We start from the raw sequence: 23,669 nt of genomic DNA, 5'->3' as shown, positions 1-23,669 counted from the left end.
TCTTCATTCTTCTTCCTTCTTCCTTCTTCCTTCGTGTTCTTCGTCCCTTCGTGGTTCATTTAATCCATATTCTTTTATTAAGAAAAGAGTAAACCTTTAGTTATCAAATAAATTTAGGGAAATGCACTATCAATGAAATATTAACAAACAAAAAAGGAACATCAAAAATGCCTGTGGAAATTCAGCTTCTACCTAGCTTTAAATTAGGTGTGAAAGAAAACACACAGTTGCATCTACCCACCATCCAAATTGTCCCTATTAAAAGCAACATACCGTACATTTCTCGAATTACCTGCATAGTTAGAGGTACACCAAATGAATTAGCAGCACAAATTCAAAAAAGTTATAGACAACTTCACACAGCCACACCCAAACAAATTTATAATATTTCTCAATTAGGACAAGATCCCTGTCAGTTAGATGCACCTTTAATCACAATAGTTGATTGTACCTTAAAGGTGATTGTCGAATATTTTGATTCTGACGCTGGGGGAAAACCAAATTTGTCCATATCTAATCATGTATGTGCTGAATGTGATCTTTGGTTTATACCCAATTTACAAAAATCATCAAGTTCATCTACAAAAAATCATCTACCCATGAATACTTCACAATTTGATCACTATTTGAATAATTTAAGTCAACAACTCAGTGAAAAACTCAACGAAAAACAAAGAAAAAGATTTCCTGGTTGGTTAGCGTTAGATTTTGGTACTTCCAACTCCACAGTGACACTTTTTGACCCCATAGAAGTCCCCATTGCCGAAGTTTTACCCAGAGAACAAGAACTGAGATTAAGAGAACGGATGGCGGAATGGTTCAATTCCTCCCCAGATTTAGCCTTACCAGATGTTAGTAGTAGTGAGTGGGAAAAATTTCTAGTTGATATTAGCAAAAACTTAGCAATAGAATCAGATCAATTAAGTGAAATTTTTGAAAGTGATAACAAAGAATTATTTTTAGAAGCAATTCGCCAAATTGAATTATGTTTAGGAACAAGTGATAGATTTCGGCGGGCTGTTAGCAAGAAACTTTATGCTATATATCACGAAGTTTTCCGCGTTCCCACATTAGAATCACAAAATTTAATTCCCGTAATTTTAGATATTGATAGACGCAGTACAGAAATTCCCAGTGAAATGGAAGTATCGCAATTAATTCCCTTAAAACTACGCATGGGTAGAGACGCAAGAGATAATAGAAAAAAAGCCATAGCCCAAGGAACAACTGTTTCAGTTAAAGAAATTATTAGCAGATTTCATCATTCACCCAAACGCTATTTTGGACAAGATCGATCTTTCCCAATTATCTTAGAAGAAGATGAAGAAAACATTCAAGTTAATCGCCTCATTCAAGCAGCTTGGGCGCAATTAATTGAACTAACAGAAGATTATCGGCAACGGGCTAGACGGAGATTTTCAGAAGGCGATTTTTTAACAGCAGTTGTTACCTATCCCACCGTTGCCCCTCCCGTAGTTCGCAAAGAAATTAAGCAATTAGTCCAGGAATTAGGCATTGATGATGTGCAAACAGCCTATGACGAAGCTGTTTCTGTAGCTATCTTTTTCCTGTGGCGAGAATTTGGCGGAAATCTGAATATTGGGATTGAATCTTTTAAAACTCGTTGTCGTCAAAATGGGAATAAATGGTCACAAAATGTCCTGGTTTTAGATATTGGTGGGGGTACAACAGACTTAGCTTTAATTGAACTTACTCTAGAAGATAAAACTCCCTTCTTTGCAGATCATGAAGATAGAGGTTTAGGAGGACGTTACTATAAACTTACTCCCAAATTATTAGGTTCTTCGGGACATTTACAATTAGGTGGTGAATTAATTACTTTACGAATTTTCCGTTTGTTAAAAGTTGCAATTTCTGATTTTCTGCTGACCGCAGTTACCACAGGTGACATTGAAAGCGATAAATTAGAAGACTTAATTAACTCTGAATTAAATGACCGTTTTTTAGAAGATGGAAAATTTAAAACTGGTAGTTTATTAAAATGTATAGATAAAGAAAATCCCGAAGGTGACGTTGCTTTTAAAGATGCCCTAGATACAGCGGAAAAAGTCTTACCAACTCGTTGGCAACAAGCAACCCAACGCCTACAAACCTTTTACACATTGTGGGATCATGCTGAAGCTGCTAAACTCAAATTAGGGCAAAAACCACCCGCAGATGGTTCTTTATTAACCTTCACTTTAAATGAACAACAAATTGGTGAACTTCTTGCCCAAAGTGCGATTAAATTTCAAGTTAGAAGTTCTGAATCTATTTCTCTAACTTTAGATCATCAGCAATTTGAACGGGCAGCAACTTCTTCAATTAAAGAAGCCATTGGTATTGCAAAAGGCTTAATGGAAAGCCGTCTTAATTCAGAAACAAATCAAAAAGTAGATTGGTTAATTCTGTCTGGAAAAACTTGCAATTTTAATCTTGTTCAACAACAAATTTACGAAGAATTTAGTAAATCGCCTTATTTTGTTTGGAATCCCGAACGAATTACTTTTGTTTTAGAATTTACCAAAATTGCCACTTCCGCAGGTGCTTGTTATGCCGAAAAATTGCGTCGCTTTCGATTTGATCCAGAAGAATCTAAAAATCTGTTACGTAAAGGTGCAAATCAACTAGAAATTGATGTCAAAAACCTGTTTTATTATCTTCCTTGTAACTTCAAACGCAAAACCCAAAGTAACGAACCATTAGCCATTTTTAATGCTGGACAAGAACTATATCAACTTGCACCTTGGGACACTGTTGCTAAAGTGCGGACACCTTGGCAGGGCATCCAATTAACAAATATTATCCATCGTCAAGATTATGAAAATGGCACTTTTCGCCTGTGGGGTAGTTTCGACGGTAAAATATTGATGGATAAATTGGGTATGGAAGAACAGGAATTTCTCAAAAAAATTAAAATCCAATTTGAGATTGACCAAGCTTTACAATTTAGCGTTTTACTATGCCGAGGTAATCCCCATTATTTAATAGATGTGGTTGGCATTGATATTAATTCGGTCATATCTAAATCTACTGAAAATACCTTATTTACTGATGGTAATTTAAAATGGAATATCGCCATAGAAAACCATCAACACAACTTAAATGATGGTGATATTGCTGTTAATGTTTTAGAATCTGCCACAGTTGATCAACCTCATGCTTATCATTTAGTATTTGCAGTTGATAATAATGAAAGTAAATCAATGGAAACATTTCATTATTTACAAGATGGTGTCAAACAACCAGGAACAGGATTAATCAGTAAACCTTTGCCATCATTTCCCCAAAGTGGTCAACACACCTTCTATATTTATCAGACTGATAGTGATACAAATACTAAGAAATGGCTACGGATTGGCACACTCAGCAGACCAGATATTATCACAGATTATCCTTGTCAATATCATGTAACTATTGATAATACAGGCATATTAAGAATGCACGCTGGGGCAGTTCCTTATTGGACATCTAATAATCAAGAATGTCTGGAACAAGAAGGATGTGTTTATCGCGCAGAATTGGAATTACAACCTAACGAAGTTGATAAAGAACGTGATCCTTTTTGCGGTATTCATTAATCTTATATCCCCGACTTCTTTAAGAAGTCGGGGATATAAAATCTTCTATTTTCATCCTAACAAAATTATGCAGAATTTACATAAACTACTAAATACAAAAAACTCAGAATTAGCCAAAATATTACGGTTTAATTTATATGGATTAGCCGCAACTTTAACAAAAGCAAATCAAGAATATCCGCTTGATACCGGATTTCAGCTATCAGAAGAAATTCTCCAAGAACTTCATCAATTATTAGATCCCCGACTTCTTCAAGAAGTTGGGGATCTAAAACAACCTCAGTTAATAAAATTAAAAGATGCTTTTAATGATGATTCAGAATTAAAATCTTATCTTGGTAATTCTTGTATTCAAAGCCAAATTGATGCGGAAATATGGAACGAAATTCATAGAAAACTGTTGCGAGTTCCTGAAGATGTAGCTACATTTTGGCGACATAAGGCCTTAGAATTAGCGCAAGAAGTAGGTGCAGTTGTAGATCATATAAATCTGGAGGAATTACCATTTGTCCGTGATGAAATTATTTATCCAGGGTTAAGTGGTACAGTTAAGGCCAAAGGATTATGTTTATCTCAAACAGCTTTGGTAAATTCAGGAATTGCCCAAACTCATCTTTCTGAAAATTTATATTTAATCGCCGGATTTTTACTTTTATATATTAAGTTTATTGAAATAGATCCAGACTTACATCATGCTTTAAAAAGTGTTTTTAGCTTTGACGTAGTTTCTTTACATTCTAAATTAGAACAACGTCATCAATATATTGACACATTAAGCGATCGCTTTCACCGCCTGCAAAAATCCGAGGAAAATACTGATACTATTTTAAATTTATGTGCCTGGATTGACATGGATGAAGCCATTCATTCCTTAGTATTTATTCCCCCGGCTGAACGTTATTCTTGGTGGGGAAAATTACAAAAAGAATCTCGTCGTCTTCTCAGAAAAGCCGTTGATAAAGCTATGAAAGCAGGTAATGAAGTCCGACTCAAACAGTTATCAGGACTGTATGGTGATGTTTGTGAATTTTCTAAAGATGACTTGCAATTAGACTGTGGTGGTAATCCAGGTGAAGTATTAACTTGTTTGCGAGTCTATACCAAAATTAATCAGCAAGAGTATCCGGGAAGGGTGATATTTCGGACTTTAAGGTAAGAGAATAATTGAAAATCATGACAACCCTCCTTCGTAATTCATTCAGTTCTAATGTGTTTTTCCAAAGTGTGTTATTTTCTATCTTGTAATTTTGCTATGAATTTTGACTTGGAAATAGCTCGAATTAAACTACAGTTATTCGGGCATTATGGCTAGATTTAGGTTTTACTCTAATTTCTACATCAATTTCAAAAGCATTGAGAAATCTAAACATTCTTTCTAGAGAAAAACCTGTGAGTCTTCCTCTCATTAAAGCAGAAACTTTTGGTTGATCAATTCCTAATAATTCAGCCGCTTCAGCTTGGGTGATATGACGTGCGGTGATAGCATTACTGATTTTGCGTGCTAGTTCTGCTTTTACTAGCATTTCATCTGGGTTGGGTAAACCTAAATCAGCAAATACATTACCGCTACTAGTTGTTATTTCAATATTTTCTGTCATGATTATTTATTTTTCTCTTACCGATAAACTTGGTTATAATGCTGTTTTGCCCTTTCAAGTCTTGCTTCAATTAAGTCAATGTCTTGCTTAGGTGTAGCGATACCATATACTATTGTTCAGGAAGATGAGGAAAAATTTTTAATTAAATAACCGTGTTAACCAGTCAGTAAACTTTATAGCAATATCTGTATGAGGACGAAGAGATTGTTTAGTAATTGCCTGTCCCATAGGATATCCTGGTTCATCTTGCCAAGCTAGATATGTGTGAATAATTGCTTTACTAAGATCCAATGATTTAAAAGTTGTTAATTTATTAATTTGTGCTTTAGTAATACATTCTTTCGCAAATTCTAAAGATTTAGGTTTTGCTAATTCTGCACAAAAATCCTCTAATTTACCCGAATCTTGATTATTCGGCATCAACCAAAATCCAAGTTTAGGTTCATCTTCAATACCCTTAATTATTGTTCCATGCTTATCAGGAATCTTAGGTAAGTTATAGCTATAATGAGTTAATTTGCCTTTAATGCTTGCCCATCTTCCTTCTAGAGAAGGGCTATCAGCATCAAGCATTACTCCGATTACTTGAGGAGCATTAGAACGGGATATCAAAGCATTCAGACGCTTCAAAACTTCTGTATCTGCACCGCATTCATATATTCCAAAAGTTTCAGGAACTTGGTGAGCAGCACACAAAGCCATAACAACATGACAATCATTTTTACCTTCCAAAAGTAACACTTTATCGGTATCTTGTTTACAAATATCTTTCATACTATTTCTCTTTATCTTGTTTCAACGTCCATTTCAATAGAATCTGCCAATGTTTCAGCAGAATATTCTTTTACTTTAATCAGATTATTTTTAACTTCTAGTCTAAAGAAAGCACCAAGTAAAGGATACTTATTCCATGCACTATCAAAACCATTTACACAATCACGACTATGTGTGGTTGCAAATACTTGAACATTGAGCTTTTCGGAAAAATGAAAAAGAATCTCCCAAACTTTAGGTTGTACTGTCCAATGCAAGCCATTTTCAAATTCATCAATTAACAAAATTCCATCTTTCGCATTCACCAGAGCTACCATGATATGAAATAAACGATTTAAACCATCACCCATACTTTTAAGAGCTAATGGTTCATCTATACCTTCAACTTTTACTAGAGGAATACGATTGTCGCTACTACGGCCTTTACTAATGTCTTCTACAAAAGCAACTCCTGATATCTTAGGTTCAATAAGTTTAAGAGCAGAAATCACCTCTGATTCCAAACTGGTTAAACTTGTCAAATCCCATAGAGCAGCTAATTTTCGGTTGGGCATATTCTCTGTCGAGACAAATTGCCATTTGTATTTTAATTCAGAATCTTGTCGTTCATAAACAACTCTAGAACCACGTCTAATTTCTCTAAAATCCTTATCTAATCTCAAGATTCTTCGAGTTTTTTCGCCTTCTTCTGCTACTAGAATAACTTCAATATTTGATAAGTCTTCATATAGTTGCTCACCAGAAATGCGAATTCTTTTCATTGTCCCTTCATCATCAGATTTAATCTGATATACAGCAATGCCGATGTGAATTTTTGAGGTTGAAGAAATTTCTCCAATAATGATACCTTGTTCTCCTATATCGGGTAATTTATGACTAAAAAATAGATGACGTATGGGATTACTAAGAAAATTTGGAGGATGCTGTTGTGCTTCACTAATCCAAGATCCTTGCCTTGATTCTACAAGCTCAAGTATAGTCATAGGGGAAGCATTACTGGCATAGAGTTCTACTGCTTCGAGAAATGTACTCTTACCAGCATTATTCATACCGACAATAAGGTTAATATTACTTAATTTTTTAACCTCTATTTGATCAAAGATTCTGAAGTTGCGTATTTCAAAAGACTTCAGCATAGAAAATTGACCTAATCCTTTTTCATTAGTTTACAAGAAATTGGAGCATACAGCATCCTTAAAAGGGCAACCATACCCCACAAGAGTAACCTGTCAATTTCAAGGACAAAATGGACAAATTGTCCTAGACCAAATTCGCACAATAGATAAAACTCGATTAGTCAAACTTCTGGGTCAAATTACTACAGAAGAACAAAAAACAGTTCTGGATATCCTAGCTGAAATGTTCGCCGAATAACTCTTCTTCCTCCTCTTCCTTTGCGCCTTTGCTCCTTAGCGACTTTGCGCGAAACAAAAATAAAACAAAGACGCAGAAAACACCCTCCGTGCCTTGTGCGTCTGTTGCGAGAAAAAAACCCTTAAACCATCTCAGCAGTTTGTTGCGCTTGAGGCTGGAACATAAACAGAGAATAAACCACATCACGGCGGATATTCACCATCATATCCAAGAACAACTCATAACCCTCACTCTTATACTCAATGAGCGGGTCTTTTTGCCCATAACCACGCAAACCAACAGACTCACGCAAAGCATCCATTTGTTGCAGATGCTCCCGCCACAAAGTATCTATGCGTTGGAGAATAAAGAACCGTTCTGCTTGGCGCATTAAACCCGGTTGAATTTGGTCAATTTGCGCTTCCTTCATATCATAGGCAATCCGCGCTTGTTCATGGAGAAAAGCTTTAATTTCCATCATCCCCATATCCTCCAACTGTCCAGACTGCATATCAGCCAACAGGTAAACAAACTCCTTCACCTTATCTACTAACTTTTCTAACTCCCATTCTTCCGAAGGTAAATCAGGGTTGATGTAATAATCAACGATGTCGTCCATCGTTTTTTCTGCGTATTTTATCACCTGTTCCTTCAAATCCTGACCTTCCAACACCCGGCGACGTTCCGCATAGATAGCCCGCCTTTGGTTATTCATTACCTCGTCATACTCAAACACCTGTTTGCGGATGTCGTAGTAATAGGTTTCCACCTTTTTCTGTGCGCCTTCTAAGCTGCGAGTTAACATACCTGATTCTATCGGCATATCTTCTTCCACTTGGAAAGCATTCATCAAGCCGGCAACGCGATCGCCCCCAAAGATCCGCAATAGGTTATCCTCTAAACTGAGGAAAAATCTTGTCGTTCCAGGGTCGCCTTGTCTTCCCGCTCGTCCGCGTAACTGGTTATCAATTCGTCGTGACTCATGACGTTCCGTTCCAATTACGTGCAAACCACCTCTGTTGACAACGTCATCATGTTCGCGGACAGTAAATTCTTCATACTCATGCTTAATCTGCTGGTAAGCTTCCCGCAATTTCTGAATTACCAGGTCATCTGTCGGGGCTTTTTCCGCCGCCACAGCTACCTTCTCTTCTGCTTCCAATTCCGGTAAACTGCGCTCACCATAAGCCTTCACAGCCACCTCTACAGCCGCTTTTAAAAGCTGTTCTGTTTCTTTTCTTAATTGGGTGGGGAAAATTTCTGGAGAAGCCCGCCAAGTTTTCACCTTTTTACCAGGAACAAAGCCTTGTCCACCACCGCTACCACCCATAGGTAGACCCGAAGCCCTTTGTACGCCAAATTCATCATCTTCAGGGCTAACAATGCGAGGCATAAAGTATTCCCGCAGTTTCAACCGCGCCATATACTCAGAGTTACCACCCAGGATAATGTCTGTACCCCGTCCTGCCATGTTGGTAGCGATAGTTACAGCCCCACTGCGTCCAGCTTGGGCAATAATTTCCGCTTCTCGTTCCACGTTTTCTGGTCTAGCGTTAAGTAACTCGTGGGGAATTTCCATTTCCTTGAGGAGTCGGCTGAGAAGTTCGGACTTTTCGACGCTGGTTGTCCCCACTAACACAGGTCTACCATTTTCGTGCATTTCGGCACATTCTTTAGCGATCGCTCCCCACTTCCCTGGTTCAGTCTTAAACACCATATCAGACAGGTCTTCCCGTCTTCTAATCCGATTGGTGGGAATAATCGTCACTTCCCGTTTGTATATCTTTTCAAATTCCACTTCCTCAGTTTTTGCCGTTCCCGTCATTCCCCCCAACTTGGGATAGAGCAAAAACAGATTTTGATAGGTAATTGTCGCCAAAGTTTGGGTTTCTGGCTGAATTTCTACGTGTTCCTTGGCTTCAATAGCTTGGTGTAAACCATCACTCCAACGCCGTCCCGGCAGTACCCGACCTGTAAATTCATCTACAATCACAATTTCGTCATTGCGGACAATATAATTCACATCTTTGAGAAATAATTCCTTAGCCTTAATCGCATTAAACATAAAATGCGCCCAAGGGTCTTCTGGGTCAAACAAATCTGTCACACCCAACTGATTTTCCGATTCTGCAAAACCCTCATCTGTCAAGAGAACGTTACGATCCTTTTCATTAACTTCGTAATGCTCATCTTTTTTGAGACTAAAAGCAATTTCTGCCGCTTGTAAGTATTTTTCCGTTGGTCTTTCCACCTGACCAGAAATAATTAATGGAGTCCGGGCTTCATCCACTAAAATCGAGTCTACCTCGTCAATTACACAGAAATTAAACGGACGTTGTACCACCTCAGCCATTGAAGTAGCCATATTATCCCGGAGATAATCAAAGCCTATTTCGCTGTTGGTGACATAGGTAATATCACACTCATAGTTTTTTTGGCGTTCACTGGGGGTCATAGTGGACTGAATTAGCCCCACACTTAACCCTAAGAACCGGTGTACCTGACCCATCCATTCCGCGTCCCGACGCGCCAGGTAATCATTGACGGTAATCACATGGACACCTTTACCAGTCAGGGCATTTAAATAACTTGGTAGGGTAGCTACTAAAGTTTTCCCCTCACCAGTTTTCATTTCGGCAATTTGCCCAGTATGCAGAATTATCCCACCCTGAAGTTGCACATCAAAGTGTCGCAATCCTAAGACACGCCGTCCTGATTCCCTAACCACAGCAAAGGCTTCCGGCAAGATATCATCTAGGGTGTCGCCATTGGCCAACCGTTGTTTAAACTCGACGGTTTTCGCTTTTAACTGTTCATCAGACAGCGGCTTAATATCTTCCTCTAAGAGGTTAATTTCTGTAATGTAAGGTTGGTATTTTTTAAGTTTACGAGCGTTGGGATCGCCCAACAAAAGTTTTAGCATGGCAGTTTATAGAATTAAATCAAGGGAAATGGAGATTTAAGCTTTAGCTATATAATTATAGACTTTGAATGTCATTGGTAATTGGTAATTGGTCAGTGGTCATTCGTCATTGAGAAAATTCTTCTTCCTAAACTCCTACCCCTACTTCCATTCTGGACTAAGGCTGCGGAAGTCGTACTTATCAGCATTAAAATGACAACTCACACAACTACCCATATTTATAGGAGTGGGTAATTTGACACCAGGATGCAAAGCCTTAAAATAACGAGAGTCCTTGAGACGATAGGGTGTTGTTTCTTCCTGTAGTTGCACACGGGAAAAGGTGTAAAGATATTTTGATACTAAAAGATGTTCAAGTTTGCCTAAAGGCTTAATTTGTACGCTATAGTGCTGGGAGTCTTGTAAAAGGTTTTTCCAAGTTTAACTAGGAAATACAGCCGGTGGTAATGCGATATGACAAGATGAGCAGTTTTCTAAATACAGTTCTTGTCCTGGTTGGTATTGTGTTGGTACGACATCAACAGTCCCAATTGAGTCTACAGGATTTGCACCGCGAGCGCTGGTAGCGAATCCTAATATCCAGCCCATAGCCACACTCCAAGCAAAAATCACCAGCATGACGATAAGTAGTTGGCGTTTTAGTCGGCGGTGGGATTTGCTTTTTGCTACATTTGACATAAGGTTCTCAGTTAGGAGTTCAGGAGTTCAGACGGAAGAATTAGATCAAATTAGGAATAGTCTCGAATCTGGGAAGGTGATAGATTTTTGATAGAAGGGGGAAGGCAAAATTTTGATAGATGAAGTATGATTTTTTATCTAACTTCTCGCACTTCTCCCAACCGTGTAAAACGGATTTCAATTCGTCGTCGAGTGACATCCTCTTTCCGCGCTATCCCTGCAAATTTTCCATTTGGTAATATTAATTGTGCCGCAGAATAAGCACGAAATGATAGTCCAGATAGTTTACCTTGTTTTTTCTGGATATCACCCAGCACCTTCACAACTGACAAAGCCCGCATTAATCCTAAATCAGCATTAGAACCAGCTTGTAGTTTTCCTACTTGTAAGTTACCACTAGCTACATTTTCTAAATTTACATCTAAATTACTTGTTACTTTACTATTAGCTTGTCCGTCTGTATGTCCGATTATTTCTACTACATTAATCCCATATTGTTTAGTTCTAGCTTCTATTTCCGGTACTATTTGGTTAAATATATAAGTTGACATTTTCGCAGGAATTTCCGCACTACCGGAAGCAAATCTATAATCTCCTTGATCTTTTATAACTATGATTGGAGGTGTATCTGTTGATTGTTTTTCAGACTGTAGTTGTAGTTGTATTTGTAAATATTTTACTTGCTGCTGTAATTGTTTGATTTTTAAAGCTAACTGTTCTGAATTTTGAACACTTTGATTGATATTTTTACTAATCTGTGATTTATTGATTTGTGATATGATAATAGTTAAAAACAAAAATAAAACCAATATCATAAACGCATTAGACATTAAATCAGTAAATGCTGGCCAAACGTTTAGATCTTCATTATATTCTGTGTAGCGTGAACGACGAGCCATAATTGCAATGTTTTATTTTTGTAAATTTGTTAGTCAATTTAAACAGTAGGGTGTGTTAGCGCCAGCGTAACGCACCTCATGTATCGTTATTTGTGTCATCAAGTTTTTGTTGATATTTCTCAAGATTCTTGATTAATAGCTCCAAACCTTTAATATTAGCATCAAAACCCTTCTTGTTGATATTAGTTTGTCTGTCAATTCCTTGAATAATGGTATTACTCACATTTTGATATTCAGCAATTAGTTGAGAATTATTATTCTCTAATAATTTCATCAGTTTTTGATTATTAGCATCTATTTGATTAGATGCTATACTAGTAGCAGTATTCACATCATTTGTATATGTTTTCACAGTTTTTAATAACTGCTCAATAGTTGTGATTAATTTATCAAAACTATTAACTTTATCGCGCACTCTTTGATCTAAATCATCCAGTTTATTAACTGCTTTTTCATAACTATTAGCTCCTTGCTGAAGTCCGGGAATAATTTCAGTGAGAAGATTTTGGTTATTTTGATGTGAATCTAATACTTGAATTGAAGTTTGGTTCATAGCTTTTATCTCTTCAGCTAAACTAATTAAGCTCTGACTAGAATTTTCAGTTTCCGTTGAAACCGTGCTAATTAATTCCGTTGTATATGTTTTCACATTTTCTAATAACTGACTCATAGCTGTGATTAATTGATCAAAATTATTGAATTTATCTCCCACTCTTTGATCTAAATCATCTAATTTACTAGTTGCTTTTTCGTAAATATTAGCTCCTGCATGAAGTTGGGGGATAATTTCACTAAGAAGATTTTGGTTATTTTGATGTAATTCTAGTACCTGAATTGAAGTTTGGTTCATAGATTTTATTTCTTCTCCTAAATTAATTAAACTCTGACTAGAATTTTCTATTTCAATTAAGGCATTTATAATCAATTCCGTTGTTGCTGCTAAACTTGTAGCTGACTCAGAAAATTTCTGCTGTGTATTACCCAAATCTACAGTAGCTAATGATAATTTGAGAGGAAACTCACTTTGATTAAAAGTTTCAGCAGACTGTTTAAAGATTTGAGAGGTTGCATTTAAGTCTGACATAGAATTTTGAAACTCATTAGCAGCACGAGATATAGTTCCAGCAGCGTCTGTAAATTTTTCATAAACCTGTCTAGCTAAATCTGTAGTTTCTTTATTCCCGTCAGCAATTTGTTTTGCGACTTTTCCCATAGATTGTTCTACAGCTTTTCGCACTGTTTCCCCAAAATTTGTTAAAAATTCATCTTGCTGGGATACCATTTTATTAACTATTTTATCAAGACGGGTATCACCCTGCACTTCAGGAAAATATACATTATCTAGATAATCTTCTAAAGAACTAATTAATTGATATTTTGCAAAACTAGTATTCCAGATACCATTGGATATTGTTAATATAGAACTCAAGCAAATTCCTATCAAACTCGTACTAAATGCAATACTCATTCCTTGTAATGGTTTCTTTAATTCAGTAACTAAATTACTAACATCACTAGCATTAGTTTGATTAATCGTTTGACTAAGGGTAGATAAATTAATAGTGATACCTAAAAAAGTTCCCAGTAACCCAAAAGCTAACAGTAAATTTGGCAGAATTCGACATAAATAATCTATTTGTTCACAGGTAAATCCCTTGATTGTTTCCTGACTATAAATCTGGTCTATTAATGCTCCTGTATTTACCTGTTCTAATTGTTTACTAGCTTGTTCAAATCTAGCTTCTAATGTTTGGATAATTTTCGGTTGTCCTTCCGCTGATCCTGTTTTGATTAATCTTTGGACTTTATTAGTCAAAAGTATTAAATAGCGATAAAGAGATCTGCGAAGAAGAATAGTAACTATAGTAACTATAGATAGGATGATGAAAACTAAGTAAAGTAGTAATAGTGGCATAAAAATGACCTTTGGTAGTGCAAGAAGTTTGCGAGAATTGGGTAGATATGAACTACCCATGAAAAACTATAATGGATATTGCAGAAAGATTTTTTGTTTTTCTCGCTCGTATTCTTCTGGAGTCATAAAACCCTCATCTAAATCTTGTTTAAGCTGCTCTAATTCTTGTCGTCGTCTTGAACGATTATCAGAAGAATTAGCAACTATTTCCCCCACAATAGATTTTTGAGTTCCTGTATTGTTTCTTGGTAAAATTGACTTTGTGTTTATAAATTTTGCTTCCATTTTCTTCAAAAAACGATTTATAGCCCCCTCCCTTGTATTATCGGTAGTATTCCTTGTATCTGTATATACTCTTGTCTTATAGAGAGAATTAGGACTATCTTCGGAAATTCTGGTCAGCTTATCAGGAAATTGACGCAATTTGGGTAAATATTCATTTTCCCATAATGTTGGATTATTTTCCATTTCTAAAATTGTATTATCCAAAATTTGCTTTAATGCTTCAGTCATATTGGGGTTACTAGCTAGATATTCCAAAGATTCTATCCAAATTCCACTCAAGGAAACAGTATCATAACTATTCTGAAAATGGTCATAATATTGAAACTCTAATTCTTGAGTAGCATGATTTTCTGCTAACAGTTCTAATGCTAAACAAGGATAAAAAATATTTTCCACTTCTTCCATTTTTCCAGCATTAGGTGGCATAATATCAGGAAAGGATATACGATAATCATTATGCAAAAAAGATTTACCAGAATTTTGTTCTCGTAAATATGGATTTCTCATTCTTTCCAGACTACTAATTAATCTCAAAGGAAACGCAGCATATTCATTAACAATTAATATCTCATCATCTGCTTGAACTTCTTTTAATTGACTTTGTTGAACAGATAAGTCCTGTGTTAGCAAACTTTTAAACTGTTTGACTTCTAATTCATCTGTATTCTTATAACCTACTAATTTACTACTTTTACCAGTCTCATCTCGAAAATAAGGATCATTCAAATTTAAACGCAAAAGTGGTTGAGCTTCTTGCATAATTTGTGCTAAACGAGTTGAACGCGCAGCTAAGGAGTATTTTTGCATGAAGCGTTTAATCACAGAAGTAACAATATTGCTACCTCGAAAAGCAAATAAACTATCAATTTTCAGATCAATTTCTTGTTTTATCTGAGATTGAGTAGTACGTTCTATATTCAGGAAAAAAGCTAAAGATGCTCCTCTACCATTTTCTTCGGTAAGTGCTGAACTTGCTAATATTAATTGAGGACGACTATCATTTTCTGGAATCATTGTTTGATAGCAGAGTTCTATATCTTCAGTATCAAAAATTGCCTCTCCACTCATTTCATCGAAATTCAATTGTTTTAATTCTCGTTCCTCTTTTTCATAAGCACTTTCTAAGTCCTCTACTAAACTACTAAAAGCTGCAATTTGCTTTTCTTTTTCTTGAACTTGCTTTTGTAATTGATTGACCATTTTCAAAGTTTCTTGCAATACAGTTAATTCAAAATTATGCTTGATAATTTTGTAAACTTCTTGCATTACTTTTTTGCACTCCTCCTGAAATGGAATATTTTTGAAATCAACAAAGGGAATACCTATTTTATTTTCCATATCTTCAATTGTTTGTTCTGCATTATCCCATTTTCTTTCTACATCTTCTAAGCGCTTCATTCCTCCAAAATCAGTAATTGATTCTTGTAAATCTCGTTGATATTTATGTAATTCGTGTCGAAGAGAATCTAACCAATTGTGTGTATTTTTAATGGAGAAATTAGGATCTACTGGTGTGAGTAATTGCATCACATAATCATCAATATTCCCATTAAGTTCTTTGGTAATTTTGGGAGTAGCTTGCATTAATTTCGTCAACCAATAACCGCGACTACTTTCTGTTTCTCCTGGTTGCACTGTGCGAAATTGCTTATAAAACTCTGTTGCTAGTTGCTGACGGATATTAGTGCGGTCATCCTTGTTTCTACATTCAGTAATTAACCGGGATAATTTATTTTGCCAATTTTTGAGACTATTACTAAAGGTCTTATTAGATTCTTCTACAGACTCTGCTAATTTATTAGTTAAACCATCTCGTTTGCCTAAGTCATTATGCCAATTATGTTGAATCAAAAATTGCTCAAGTAAGTTAATAGGATCTGGACTTTGACCTTTACCATTTAACCAAAACCTGACTAACTCTAAACCTACCTTTGTTAAAGCAATTTCAATAATAGTATCACGAGGAAAATAAATTGCTGACAGTCCAAATGTTAAGTATCTTTGGGTGTTACGACGAGGATGTTTATCTGATTCAATCATTTTTTCTTTAAAATTATCCCTGTTGCTTTTCATTACAGGTGCTAATTCACCTGAAAAATCAAGAGCAATCTTATGAGCAATCACATTACATAGTTTACCTTGTGTCAGAATCTGATATTCTCCTAGCGTTTTATTAGAAATTAAATAAGCATAGTCAAATGGCTCTTTTTTATTTTGTACAATTACCGAATTTTCAAGATCATAAACTGCTTCAAAAGTTGTACCGGGAGTGCTGTAATAATTTAATTCTTTCAGAGCCGCATAAGTATTTGTAATCATTTTGTTGGTATTGCCATATAAATCAGGACTAATCACTAAATAGGCAAAAATTTTAGCAGTTTCATCTCTATAGATATCTCTAAGGCTATAAGCAACATCTAAAAACATCCCACTTCCTGTACCACCACAGAGAGAACCAACAACAAAAATATTTAACCCTGGTTCAATTCTTAACCCCGATTTCAGCAAAAAAGATTCGTGTCCTCTCGTTCGGTTTTCTGCTGTTACAATTGATGTTTTAATTTTTTGGTAGTTGTGAAAAAAGGCTAGTCTTCCTACAGGTCTTATACATTTTGCTCCGTCTTCAATTGCTCCAACATCTTGCAATAACCCAGGAGGAAACCATCTTCCAATATGGTCATAAGGTCCGTAATTACTATATTCCGAACGCCGTTCTAGTCCTTCTACAAACATGGTGACATCTCTTGATGACATGGTAGCGCCGACTTTTTCAGCTTCTTTAAAACTTAAATCCACACCATGATAGGTACTCCCTGTTCTAATCCCTGTAACTTGGGTGGCTGCTTTATCTGTGTCAATGTGAACAAAACTGACAATTGGTAAGTTATTTAGGTCTCCATAACGGTCAACAATTAACCTTCTAATTCGCATTAATACATCTCTACCAGTTCCCCCTAAACCGATACAAATTGTCCGATTAATTCCTCTAGTTTGGTTTTCCTTTGCAGATGCTTGAGTCATGATGTTTTTCCCTATAAACTATTTCTTGATTTTGATAGATATTTCGTATTCTCTCTGGCGTGAATCTGGGCAATTTAGGGTAAATTTAGAAGTTGATATGAGAGTTCGTGATGTAACTTTTTTATTGTTAAGTTCAATTTTTGTATCTTCTGTGGGAACTAAATAAAGTTTTTCTCCTTTCCGTTCTAAATATGCTTGTAATTCTCCACCTCTAAAGTCAATAGAATGTATACAGCTAGGATCATATTCACCAATAGCAATTTTTTTATTATTTGGTAATCTACATATTCGTTCTTCATCTTCTCCATCATCTTCTAACTTAATTCGTACCTCCCATTTTTTTTGCAATTTAGCATATTTTAATATACCCCCTACCATTGATGCAAGTATGAATAATAAAATTAAACTTGGTAGCCATAGCTGTTTGAATAAATAAGGATTAACTAAACAAGTTTCTTGTCCTCCTGGTACTGGTGTGCAAACTTCTTGAACTGTAGGATTAATGTCTACTACAGATAATGTATAATCTTTATTATCTTGGTTTTTAATGATGAGCGATCGCTCTTTGAATGATAAAGCCTTAATCCAATTCTGTCTTTCTTGACTTTCCGGTGATGTCGCAATTCTAAAAGGACTATTAGCAGGAGTTTCTATCCAAACTTGGGAAGTAATTCCTGGTTTAGTAGATAACGGTGCATCAGTAATCCAAACAACCGATTGCGGCTTAATTAGTTGATTTTTGGAAACTCGATTTTGATTAATCTGGGCAATACCTTGATATACTATTAACTCTGCTCTTTGAATATCTGTTCCATAGCGGTTAGGGTCGGAATTAAAAGGAATTTTCGCTAATACTTTATTAATATTTTCCGAATTTTTATCTCTAAAATATATGGGTGTTCCTAATGGATTTTCAACAGAGATAACGGCATCAAAAACCAAATTTTGAGCAAAGGGAACAACATAAACAGAATCTCCAGGTTTGAGACTGTCTTCAACTATTTGACGTAAATGAATCCGACCTTGATCATTTAAACCTACACTTTCCGTGATATCAATAGCTAAAACCACATCACGTTTACCCCCACCCCACAGGGATACTAACTGTAAGCCATTTCTTTGCGTATCAGTCAGTGGTTGTCCAGGGGTAATTTTTGTCAAAGTCACAAACCCTATAGCCCATTAAATAGTGTGTATCAGAATTATTACACAAAGAGTCTTAAAGTTTTCGTCTTTACGCCTTGACGCGAAACATAATTTATATAGCTATTATGTAACGCCGTCATATCATATCATGTATACTTCTTATTGATTATCAGTTAATACAAATCCACAATTGTTGAATCCTGCAATAAAACTTTACAATCTTTGCGTTTTACCCTCAACCAGCATCTCGTATTAAGACAACTTTACATATCGTTACATACCTTTGAATTTTTCTGTTCCCTGTTCCCTATTGCCTCTTTTAACGAGTGAATTTAATTTTGTCTGACAAAAGTTCATAGACTTTCTAGATAGCTTAAAAGGTCTGCCATTTCTTGAATACTGGGCTGGAATTTAGGCATAGGCGGAGTTTCACCGCTAGTTACTTGATGAATTAGTCCATAGCGGGATTTATATTTGGAGATTTCATGTAAACTCGGACCAACTAGTCCATTTCCTTCTAAACCATGACAACCAGCACAGTTGATTTGGAAAATAGCTTTTCCCTGGACTGGGTTTCCCTGGAGGGATAGAACACTTTTAACATAAGGATCAGAGGCTTTTACTATCTCAATCCCAAACAGGATTAATGGGAGGGCTATCAGCATCGCTACGGTGAACATAACGAACTGTTGAATTAGGGTTTCAGGTTTGATGAGCTGGTTATCCAAAAGGGTTGCTTTGACAATGTGCAAGTTTTCATTTCCTACACATAGCTTAAAATTTCTTGATGGTGTTCGCAAGTACAAATGATAATTTTTATCTAGTATTTAGATTTAAAACTGTTATGGGATGGGGGATTATTGCCAAATTTGGTAAAATCAAAAACAGGACACGAATCTTTCCATAATTACAACAAGGAGCTTTACAGTGGTTGAACCCCTACTATCAGGTATTGTGCTTGGTTTAGTTTTTGTAACTTTAAGCGGATTATTCTACGCTGCTTATAGACAATACAAACGTCCTACCGAATTGGGCGGCTGATATTAATTGATGAGTTGGGAGTGAGGAGTCAGGAGTGAGGAGTCAGGAGTCAGGAGTCAGGAGTCAGGAGTCAGGAGTCAGGAGTCAGGAGTGAAGGAAGAAGAAAGAAGAAAGAAGAAAATTCTCCGTATATTCCCTATTCCCTATTCCCTATTCCCTATTCCCTATTCCCTATTCCCTATTCCCTGTTCCCTGATCCCTGTTCCCTGTTCCCTGTTCTTGATAAAATGTCAAAGCTGTTTTGCCATAGCTTTTTTGACGGCAGATTTCCCAGTTGTCAATGTTTGCTGGTTGCCAATTTCTGTAACGATGTTCGACGGCTATTTCTCCTTGGCAATCTAAAAGCTGATATTGAGCGATCGCTTGTAATACTGGTTCATATAATCCACTAGTATAAGGTGGGTCAAAATATATTCTGTCAAATTTTTGACCTGATAATTTTTTTAACTGTTGGGTGACATCTCCCCGTAATAGCTGAAATTTTTGGTCTGGTTTGGCTACCTGTTGCCAATTTTCTTGGATAATGGCACAGGATTGACTAGATTCTTCAATGCCGATAACGACGCTGGCTTCCCTGCATAAAGCCTCCGCGCCCATAGAACCACTACCGGCGCACAAATCTAACCAGCGACAACCAACGATTGTTCCCTGCCAAATATTAAACAATGCTTCCCGGACTCGCGCACTGGTAGGTCTGGTATGTTCACCTGGTAAAGTTTTAAGCAGACGATTCCCGTAAATTCTTAGACTCATTACTTAATTGATCATTAAATCTTCAACTTTGAGCAAATAAACACCTGAAAATATTACAAACTTTTGTTAAGCAAAAACTTTTTCACGGACTTGAGCCACAAAATTAGATAGAATTTGCAATCCGACATTTGATGATTTTTCAGGATGGAATTGGACAGCCATGAGATTTTCATGAGCGATCGCTGCTGTAAAACTTTGATCACCATGAGTCACAGTTGCCGCGCGAACTTGGGGATTTGTGGGTTCAACATAATAAGAATGCACAAAATAAACCCAAGGATCGATAGGTAAATGTTCCCATAAAAGACTTTTTGGTTGGTTAAGTTGGAGTTGATTCCAACCCATGTGGGGAATTGTCATCCCCGGTTGAGAACGAAAACGGCGGACTTTTCCGGGGACAATTCCTAGTCCTGGTAACGTTCCTTCGGCGCTGGATTCAAACAAAATTTGTAATCCTAAACAAATACCCAAGAACGGTTTACCAGAAGCGATCGCATCTTTAATCGGTTGTTCCAAACCACGCGATCGCAAATGTTGTACCGCTGGATCAAATGCTCCCACTCCTGGTAAAACTATAGCATCTGCTTTTGCCAACTCTTGAGAACAATAAGTAACGAGAGGGGTCGCACCAGCTTTTTCTAATCCTTTGCAAACAGAGTGCAAATTTCCCATATCGTAATCAACAACTGCAATCACTGCCATTTAGCTGCTCCTTGTAAATTTATGAGGCAGGGCTTTTAATTATTCTAATTCTAATTATTATTTATAATGCAAAAAAAAATACTATTAACTTCTTTTGACATTTGGTTAAGCCAACAAGAGTCAAATTCATCCGATGACTTGTTACTCGGACTAGCCAAAATGGCTTCACTCTCCCATGATTTAGAATTTTTGCACCGTCTCCCTGTCGATGTGCAACTGGCAAGTTCTCTCGTCATTGCCAAAATTAATGAACTCCAACCTGACTATATTATCTGTTGTGGTATGGCTGCAAGTCGTTCCCAATTAAGCGTAGAAGTCCTTGCCAGTAGCACAAGCACCTTGCCTGTAGAGTCTACAAATTCTGCCGACATCTTACCTCAAGAGTCTAGAAATTCCCCCGAAAATATTTTCCAAACCAGCGTGGATTTAGAAAAATTATTAGTCGGAACAGCCGCAGTTGAGATTAGCTACGACTGTGGTAAGTTTGTCTGCGAGGGACTTTATTATTCAGTTTTAGACTATTTACACCGGTCTCAACTGTCAGTTAAGTGTATTTTTGTTCATGTCCCAATTTTAAATCCAGAAAATTCGCTCAAGATAATTGCCGATTTCGTTTTGATCATGAATAACTTGGCACTTCTTTAGAAAAATTCCCGTCTGTTAAAAAAAAATTACTCAGTATTATTATGTTGCCACTATTACTAGCTTTAACTCTTGCTCAAGCTGTTCCTGCCACACCACCACCAGAAGAAATATTACAAATACAATCAGTCCGTCCTTTACCGGGAAAATTGGATTCAGTGCCGGTATTTAATAGCAATAGTCCAGAACTGGTATTAAAAGAAGGAATTTTACTTTCTACCTTTCCCGCAACGGGAAAAAAAGTCACATCAGCCCATTTAGATTTTCCCTTGCGTGGACAGTTTGATATTTTTGCCCATCATATTGCTAAAGCTGACCCACCGGAAAATTTACGTTCTTTGTATTTGGGCATCATCTTACATAATCCTGGTTCTCAACCGGTGACAGTAAATATATGGCAAGGTGCGAGTTATTTAAGTCAACCAGATGCCCCATTTAAGGAATTACCATCTTTAATCCCTAATGATTTAGGAACAGTTTTTGCAGGTCCAGGGAGTCGAGTCATGTCTGATATTTTGAGAGGAAAAAGACAAGATATTTTTCCCTCCCAAATTGTCATTCCCCCAGGGACAAGTCAGATGTTATTAAATTTACCAATTCCCGTCCAAGGACTAACACCCCCTTTAAATGGTCGTTCTACATATCTGCGACTGCGAAGTAATGGTAATGTTTACGCCGCAAGTTTGGCGATGTTTGCCCGGACAAATACTGACGGTAGTGAGCGATCGCCTAATTTAGCAGAATGGCAAAATTTATTAGATAATGGTGAATTATCCACCCCTAGAGATAAAGTCCCCACTCCTATCACAGGAAACAACAAACCGACAATTTACGGACGTGTAGCGGGAGTATCTAAGGGTTCTCGATGGTTAGCCGATATAGTAGATACACCAAAAAGCAAGTATTTAACTATTCCTCAACCGGGTGCAGCGTTTTCCTACGGTTTGAGTACCTTACATGGGGGAACATTAGGAACAAATCAAATTCAAACCGCACCCATGTTAGTGCGCTATCCTGATACTGCTTATTACGCTCATGGTAATTATGGGATTCAATATAGTCTCAAGTTACCTTTATACAACAATACTCAAAATCAACAAACCGTAAGTGTTGCAGTCCAAACTCCCCTCAAAGAAAATCAATTAAGTAAACCTGGACTTCGCTTTTTTAAGCTACCAGCGCGTCAAATCTTCTTCCGAGGGACTGTGCGCTTACGTTATCAAGACCAGGGAAAATGGCAAAATAAATTTGTGCATTTAATTCAAAAGCGTGGTGAAACGGGAGAACCTTTGGTATCGTTGAATATAAAACCAGGAAATACATCTTTAGTCCAAGTTGACTTTCTGTATCCACCAGATGCTTCACCACCACAGGTTTTAACGGTATCAACTCAAGTTAAGTAGGTAAACAGCATTAAACTGTAGGGGTTTAGCAATGCTCATTGGTGTCAAATTAAGGGTAATTAAAAGAATGCAGAATTTAGAATTTAGAATTTAGAATTACGTTTTGCAACGGGGATTTTACCCCGACGCAAAACCCGCTGCTTGTAGAAGCAGGGGACTTTAACCCCCAAAGGTAAGTTAATAAATAAAATCCCTATTTTCATCTAAATTCTTGTTGCAATTCTGCCCCATAATCAGCTTGACAATGATATTCCGATAATTCTTTCCAGTTAAGTACAGATTCTAGTAAGTCCTGATAACCCAGTGTATTCGGGTGCAGTCCGTCATTGGTAATCCGTTCACTTCTCCATCCTTGACTACGTTGCATCCATTGATCAAAAATATCTAAATAGGGAATTTGTCTTTGTTCACAAGCTTGCCGTGTTGCTTCTTTGTAGCGGTATTGGTCAGCGTGATTGTAGAATAAACAATCCAGAAAAGGCATTTTTGTTTCGTCTACGGGAACCATCCCCACAAACACCACAGGACAAAGTTGTTTTGCTTGATCTAGTAATGTGGCGATTTCTGATTCAAACTGACTAAAATCTGTGTAGTTTCTGCCCTTGGGACTTCTTAATCGAGGTGTATCGTTGACACCGACAGATAAAATAATCAAGTCTGGTACACGATTGCGGATTTCTCCCCGGTGGCGAAATTCCACTTCTAAGCGTTGGGCAATTTGCTGTGTGCGATTGCCCCTTACTCCCAAATTATAAAGCACATGACCCACACTATCCGGTAGCATCCACCACCGTCGCAGTTGTTCCACCCAACCACCTTTTTCTGGATCACCGTATCCATATACTAAGCTATCTCCCAAGGCGACAATCTTTAAAGGTTGACAAAGTTTTGGCGATACAGATAATTGCATTAAGGTAGAAGTCTGAAAACTTGACATTTTAAAAAGTAATGTAAT

18 protein-coding genes and 1 pseudogene are annotated in these 23,669 nt (G+C 36.8%); 6 read left to right on the top strand and 13 right to left on the bottom strand.

All coding sequences use genetic code 11. The features are described from left to right. Nucleotides 1-167: 167 nt before the first annotated feature. Nucleotides 168-3,581, top strand: a complete 3,414-nt coding sequence (locus FJR06_RS02045) for a virulence factor SrfB (protein ID WP_015078765.1) — start codon at nt 168-170, stop codon at nt 3,579-3,581. Nucleotides 3,582-3,648: 67 nt separating this feature from the next. Beyond that, nucleotides 3,649-4,737 (top strand): hypothetical protein, encoded by a 1,089-nt coding sequence (locus FJR06_RS02040; RefSeq protein ID WP_015078764.1) that lies wholly within the window; start codon nt 3,649-3,651, stop codon nt 4,735-4,737. A 124-nt stretch (nt 4,738-4,861) separates the two neighbouring features. Here the strand turns inward: FJR06_RS02040 and FJR06_RS02035 are convergent, their stop codons facing one another. The 3 genes from FJR06_RS02035 to FJR06_RS02025 all read right to left on the bottom strand — a co-directional run bounded on the left by FJR06_RS02035 (nt 4,862) and on the right by FJR06_RS02025 (nt 7,089). Then, nucleotides 4,862-5,179: a helix-turn-helix domain-containing protein gene (locus FJR06_RS02035; RefSeq protein ID WP_015078763.1), complete on the bottom strand. Its 318-nt coding sequence runs from the start codon at nt 5,177-5,179 to the stop codon at nt 4,862-4,864. A 138-nt stretch (nt 5,180-5,317) separates the two neighbouring features. Further along, nucleotides 5,318-5,953: a DUF3226 domain-containing protein gene (locus FJR06_RS02030; protein WP_015078762.1), complete on the bottom strand. Its 636-nt coding sequence runs from the start codon at nt 5,951-5,953 to the stop codon at nt 5,318-5,320. Nucleotides 5,954-5,964: 11 nt separating this feature from the next. Then, complete coding sequence (locus FJR06_RS02025; RefSeq protein ID WP_015078761.1) at nt 5,965-7,089, bottom strand: ATP/GTP-binding protein; 1,125 nt, start codon at nt 7,087-7,089, stop codon at nt 5,965-5,967. Nucleotides 7,090-7,129: 40 nt separating this feature from the next. Here FJR06_RS02025 and FJR06_RS02020 point away from each other — a divergent pair, with 40 nt between their 5' ends. Next, the gene (locus tag FJR06_RS02020; protein ID WP_168650567.1) at nt 7,130-7,327 is read left to right on the top strand and encodes a type II toxin-antitoxin system PemK/MazF family toxin; all 198 of its coding nucleotides are present in this window, start codon (nt 7,130-7,132) and stop codon (nt 7,325-7,327) included. 121 nt (nt 7,328-7,448) lie between these two features. Here the strand turns inward: FJR06_RS02020 and secA are convergent, their stop codons facing one another. From secA to FJR06_RS01985, 7 genes and pseudogenes are all read right to left on the bottom strand, one after another. Next, nucleotides 7,449-10,229 (bottom strand): preprotein translocase subunit SecA, encoded by a 2,781-nt coding sequence (gene secA / locus FJR06_RS02015; protein ID WP_168650565.1) that lies wholly within the window; start codon nt 10,227-10,229, stop codon nt 7,449-7,451. A 141-nt stretch (nt 10,230-10,370) separates the two neighbouring features. Continuing rightward, nucleotides 10,371-10,907 (bottom strand): annotated as a pseudogene (locus FJR06_RS02010) (cytochrome C). A gap of 134 nt (nt 10,908-11,041) precedes the next feature. Next, the gene (locus FJR06_RS02005) at nt 11,042-11,806 is read right to left on the bottom strand and encodes a hypothetical protein (RefSeq protein ID WP_015078759.1); all 765 of its coding nucleotides are present in this window, start codon (nt 11,804-11,806) and stop codon (nt 11,042-11,044) included. Between the two features lie 76 nt (nt 11,807-11,882). Continuing rightward, complete coding sequence (locus tag FJR06_RS02000) at nt 11,883-13,721, bottom strand: hypothetical protein (protein ID WP_168650563.1); 1,839 nt, start codon at nt 13,719-13,721, stop codon at nt 11,883-11,885. 66 nt (nt 13,722-13,787) lie between these two features. Then, nucleotides 13,788-17,027, bottom strand: coding sequence for a tubulin-like doman-containing protein (locus FJR06_RS01995; protein WP_168650561.1), 3,240 nt, complete (start codon nt 17,025-17,027; stop codon nt 13,788-13,790). An 18-nt stretch (nt 17,028-17,045) separates the two neighbouring features. Next, a complete protein-coding gene (locus FJR06_RS01990) occupies nt 17,046-18,194 on the bottom strand; it encodes a VWA domain-containing protein (protein ID WP_168650558.1) in 1,149 nt (382 codons plus the stop codon). 332 nt (nt 18,195-18,526) lie between these two features. Then, nucleotides 18,527-18,901: a cytochrome c gene (locus FJR06_RS01985; protein ID WP_041458229.1), complete on the bottom strand. Its 375-nt coding sequence runs from the start codon at nt 18,899-18,901 to the stop codon at nt 18,527-18,529. A 199-nt stretch (nt 18,902-19,100) separates the two neighbouring features. Between FJR06_RS01985 and petG the strand changes: the two genes are divergently transcribed. Beyond that, on the top strand, nt 19,101-19,214 hold the full coding sequence (gene petG, locus FJR06_RS24165) for a cytochrome b6-f complex subunit V (RefSeq protein WP_015078754.1): 114 nt from the start codon (nt 19,101-19,103) through the stop codon (nt 19,212-19,214). 171 nt (nt 19,215-19,385) lie between these two features. On the opposite strand, the gene rsmD is transcribed toward petG, so the two are convergent. Both rsmD and hisH read right to left on the bottom strand, forming a co-directional pair. Next, entirely contained in the window at nt 19,386-19,967 is a 582-nt protein-coding gene (gene rsmD / locus FJR06_RS01975) for a 16S rRNA (guanine(966)-N(2))-methyltransferase RsmD (protein ID WP_168650556.1), read from the bottom strand. Nucleotides 19,968-20,033: 66 nt separating this feature from the next. Then, nucleotides 20,034-20,669, bottom strand: a complete 636-nt coding sequence (gene hisH / locus FJR06_RS01970; RefSeq protein ID WP_015078752.1) for an imidazole glycerol phosphate synthase subunit HisH — start codon at nt 20,667-20,669, stop codon at nt 20,034-20,036. A 66-nt stretch (nt 20,670-20,735) separates the two neighbouring features. Here hisH and FJR06_RS01965 point away from each other — a divergent pair, with 66 nt between their 5' ends. Both FJR06_RS01965 and FJR06_RS01960 read left to right on the top strand, forming a co-directional pair. Beyond that, nucleotides 20,736-21,314 (top strand): pyroglutamyl peptidase, encoded by a 579-nt coding sequence (locus FJR06_RS01965; RefSeq protein ID WP_015078751.1) that lies wholly within the window; start codon nt 20,736-20,738, stop codon nt 21,312-21,314. 41 nt (nt 21,315-21,355) lie between these two features. Next, nucleotides 21,356-22,714 carry a DUF3370 domain-containing protein gene (locus tag FJR06_RS01960; RefSeq protein WP_015078750.1) on the top strand — a complete coding sequence of 453 codons (1,359 nt, stop codon included), beginning with the start codon at nt 21,356-21,358 and terminating at the stop codon, nt 22,712-22,714. Between the two features lie 199 nt (nt 22,715-22,913). Here FJR06_RS01960 and FJR06_RS01955 read toward each other — a convergent pair whose 3' ends face one another. After that, on the bottom strand, nt 22,914-23,651 hold the full coding sequence (locus FJR06_RS01955; protein WP_168650554.1) for a GDSL-type esterase/lipase family protein: 738 nt from the start codon (nt 23,649-23,651) through the stop codon (nt 22,914-22,916). Nucleotides 23,652-23,669: the final 18 nt, after the last annotated feature.

The sequence above is a fragment of the Dolichospermum sp. UHCC 0352 genome (assembly GCF_009711925.1).
Lineage (GTDB): Bacteria > Cyanobacteriota > Cyanobacteriia > Cyanobacteriales > Nostocaceae > Dolichospermum > Dolichospermum lemmermannii.
Note: the sequence above shows the minus strand (reverse complement) of the source record. Positions and strands in the feature narration are given on the sequence as shown.